The following is a 3,335-nucleotide window of genomic DNA, read 5'->3' as shown; positions in this document are numbered from 1 at the left end:
CTGGGGCGGGAAAAACCACCATAATGAATCTTTTACTGGGATATCTGGAATTGAAGGAATGAAATAAATGGGAATTATATACTTGACTAACCTATGCGTTGGGTTATTGTTTTACTATGCTTGTACAGTTGCCCGATATCTGAGGAGTGAACACGGAACTTTGTCCCATGATTACGAATTGATGAGCCTCTTCCTGCGTTGGTCCTTGCGTCAAAATCAATACGAACCAAACCACTCTCAACTGCACCACAGAACCCCATCATATTAAATTCCCAATAGGCTTTTGCGCTATCGAAAATTACACGCCTTGGATTTGGTCTAACCTCTCCAGCTACAAGGATTAATCTGCGCAATTTGGCTCCCACTGCATTCAAAAGCGTGTCATGATTCCAATGAGGAACAGTTGCATCCTTAAGCTCATTCCTGACAACTATTCGGTCGTGTTCATTCTTGATCACAAAGCCACGATTAGAGCGGCCTTTGATTGTATGTCTAAAACTAATCCTGCCCTTGCTATCTTCCCACCCATAATTGTGAACGACATCCCTGATAATACCCCTTGGTTCAGGGTCTTTATGGAAAAGTGTTATCAAGGCACTGCCGCCATAGAATTTGATTTCCCAGTCAGCAAGATCTGGTGAGTCACTATTATTGACGTTTACTCCCAACAAGTCCTCTAAAATTCTACCAGGACCACCTGCACCATTATATGCCCTCTCGTTTGGGATTTCTATCTCACGCATATCGAGTATTTCAGCGATCTTTTTAAATGTTACCATTGCAGATTTTGGTGGGAGAGGTGTTTTAGAAGCAGGGACCATTATTTGATCGGCCTGGTATTTTCAAGTGCAACGAGTCGCTTTTTTGCCGTTCGGCAATATTCTTTTGAAATTTCAGCCCCAATCCATTGGCGGTCAAGTATTTCTGCTGCAATTGCTGTTGAGCCGCTCCCCATAAACGGATCGAACACAACACCGGATATCGTTGAAGAAATACATCGTTGCGCCAGTTCAACAGGGAACGGGGCGGGGTGATCTATGTTCCGTGCTTGCGGTATCTCCCACACGTCACCTTGAGCATTTGCTTTAGGTGCAAGCTTGAAGTCGGGGTTCGCTATAAGGTAAATTACCTCATAGGTAGGTAAGAAGTATCCTGCATTGAAGTTGATCCCGCCCTTTCTTCTCCAAATTATTATCTGACGTACAGGGAAACCGCTGACAATATCCTGTCTGTCCTGCAAAAGGCCCCTTTGGACCCTCCATTTATGATTGTAGAAAATAGCACCGTCATCTTTCAGAACACGCATCATCTTTGTCAGGCAGTCACGTTGCCATGCGACATATTCGTCGTATGGCTTATTATCATCACATGAAGCGTAGCCATCAATCAGAGCCGCATTTGCCCATTTTCCACCCCTACCGTCTTTCATCCCGTTGCCGGTGCTGTTTTTTAGGTTGTACGGTGGGGATGTAACAACTACACTCACTGATTTAGGCGGTAGTTTTTTCATCAGATCAATACAATCCATCTGATGAATCTTATTGAGCCACCTCTTTAATCCTGACTCAATAGGCTTTGCCTCTGCCTTATTGACATATTTTTTCTGTGATCCGACAAGTGCGCATACGACCTCATCAAACGGTGCGTCAATTGGTCCTATCAATTCTGCTTTATGTACCATTGGTCAAACTTATATATGTTAGACGACGTCCATTACCGTTAAAAAATACACGTAACAAGGTGTTTAGTGCCCCTGTTTCTTTAGTGTTATCTCTGAATGTGAACTCATCAACATATCGTTGAAGGTGTACGGGGCTCATTTTGTGATAAATACCATAAAGTCCTCGTTTCAGCAACGCCCAAAAAGATTCTATACCATTTGTGGACGCCATTTGATTAACGTATTCGCCAACCGAATGGCGAACTACACTGTGGTCGTAATCTAACAAGCCACAATATGCACGGTGGTCATCTGTATATACTGCTGAGCCTACCTCCACGTTTTTATGAATTACCCTGTGAAGTGTTCTTGCGTCTGTCTTTTTAATGGCAAAAGCAATTACACGACCGCCCCTTTGCTTCAGACCCACAACAGCAGTCTTACCAACAGGCCCACGGCCCGCTTTTAGCTTTTTGCTTTTATGTTTGTTCTTCTCTTTACCACCAATATAAGTTTCATCGACCTCTGTCTGCCCATTAAACATACCACCATTGCCCTCTTTAAACGCCGCCCTAATGCGATGGGCCAAAAACCATGCGGTTTTTTGTGTAACACCAAGCATCTTTGCCAACTGGACGCTCGATACACCCTTTCGGTGTGATGTCAGTATCCATGTTGCCATCAACCACTTTTGGAGAAGAACCTTGCTCTCAGCTAAAATGGTGCCGGTTCGTATTGAAAATTGCCTCCTGCACGATCCGCATTTATACCTCGACTGATTTTTTAACCAGTAGATTCGATGGTTTTTGCAATGAGGGCAATTTATGCCAGTAGGCCAACGGGACCTTTCAATGAATTTATGGCAAGAATCTTCATCAGGAAACTTCTCAAGGAACTCAAAGATGCTTATTTCATTTTCCATTATTTGACCTCCATGCCGTTTTAACTAATAATAACCCAACGGTACGGGTTAGTAAAGTATATAACTCCCAAATAAATCCGGATGATGGGGGGACATGGGAATTCTCAGGAGAAGGACCACCTTCAGATGGATCCCCTATCGTCGCTCTTGATTACAATGGAGATAATAAGGCCGATCATTTTACTAACCAAGAGACATTGAATGTCCCCATGTACCACGGCACATCGCTTGCGGATTCCCCGTCGGAGACCATTCTTGACCAGCACGGGGTTCCCGACTATGCTAGAAGGGGGCGGGGCTACATGCCGATTATTAGAAAGGATATAAAAGGCTTCCGCGATGTATATGATGGTGAGTTTAAGGCATTGGGCAGTGATATTGGTAGCAGATTTGATCCTGATGCACTATATACAGTAAAGCCTGATGGAAGAATTCTACTGGTAGACAAAAAAACAGTCATAGTGGACCATCGCTATTTGTACTTTGAGGAAGCCGACGAGGAGGAAGAATAGTCCATGAGAAAGCTTAGCTTACTGGGGATTCTGCTACTACTTATCTGTGGCATAAGCGAAGGCTTGAACACCGGCACACTGATTCATATCTACGGAACAATGCCAGGCTATCCCCTTATAGATGGCTTTAGGAGCTTCGATTTTTACCAGGATAATCCGGTAAAAATCACAGTATTGAAGAACGGAAGTATCTACTATATTGAAGAGATGGAGTACGAGGGCTCCATCTCCCAGGGAAAGA

The 3,335-nt window shown here is 43.8% G+C and carries 5 protein-coding genes; 2 read left to right on the top strand and 3 right to left on the bottom strand.

Going from position 1 to position 3,335, the window contains the following annotated elements:
- Positions 1–86: 86 nt before the first annotated feature.
- Genes S1OALGB6SA_RS03990 through S1OALGB6SA_RS03980 form a run of 3 tightly spaced genes read right to left on the bottom strand, consistent with a single transcriptional unit; the run spans position 87 to position 2,582 of the window.
- The gene (locus tag S1OALGB6SA_RS03990) at positions 87–821 is read right to left on the bottom strand and encodes an MvaI/BcnI family restriction endonuclease (RefSeq protein WP_124032635.1); all 735 of its coding nucleotides are present in this window, start codon (positions 819–821) and stop codon (positions 87–89) included.
- Entirely contained in the window at positions 821–1,681 is an 861-nt protein-coding gene (locus S1OALGB6SA_RS03985) for a DNA-methyltransferase (protein ID WP_124032634.1), read from the bottom strand. The genes S1OALGB6SA_RS03990 and S1OALGB6SA_RS03985 overlap by 1 nt, the downstream gene beginning before the upstream one ends.
- Entirely contained in the window at positions 1,671–2,582 is a 912-nt protein-coding gene (locus S1OALGB6SA_RS03980; RefSeq protein ID WP_124032633.1) for an IS1595 family transposase, read from the bottom strand. Before S1OALGB6SA_RS03980 ends, S1OALGB6SA_RS03985 begins: the two co-directional genes overlap by 11 nt.
- Positions 2,583–2,884: 302 nt before the next feature.
- Between S1OALGB6SA_RS03980 and S1OALGB6SA_RS03975 the strand changes: the two genes are divergently transcribed.
- Positions 2,885–3,094 carry a hypothetical protein gene (locus S1OALGB6SA_RS03975; protein ID WP_148084021.1) on the top strand — a complete coding sequence of 70 codons (210 nt, stop codon included), beginning with the start codon at positions 2,885–2,887 and terminating at the stop codon, positions 3,092–3,094.
- 3 nt (positions 3,095–3,097) lie between these two features.
- The coding region (locus tag S1OALGB6SA_RS03970) for a hypothetical protein (protein WP_148084020.1) at positions 3,098–3,335 on the top strand (238 nt) is incomplete at its 3' end.

The sequence above is a fragment of the Olavius algarvensis spirochete endosymbiont genome (assembly GCA_900608495.1).
Classification (GTDB): domain Bacteria; phylum Spirochaetota; class Spirochaetia; order DSM-2461; family DSM-2461; genus UBA2779.
Note: the sequence above shows the minus strand (reverse complement) of the source record. Positions and strands in the feature narration are given on the sequence as shown.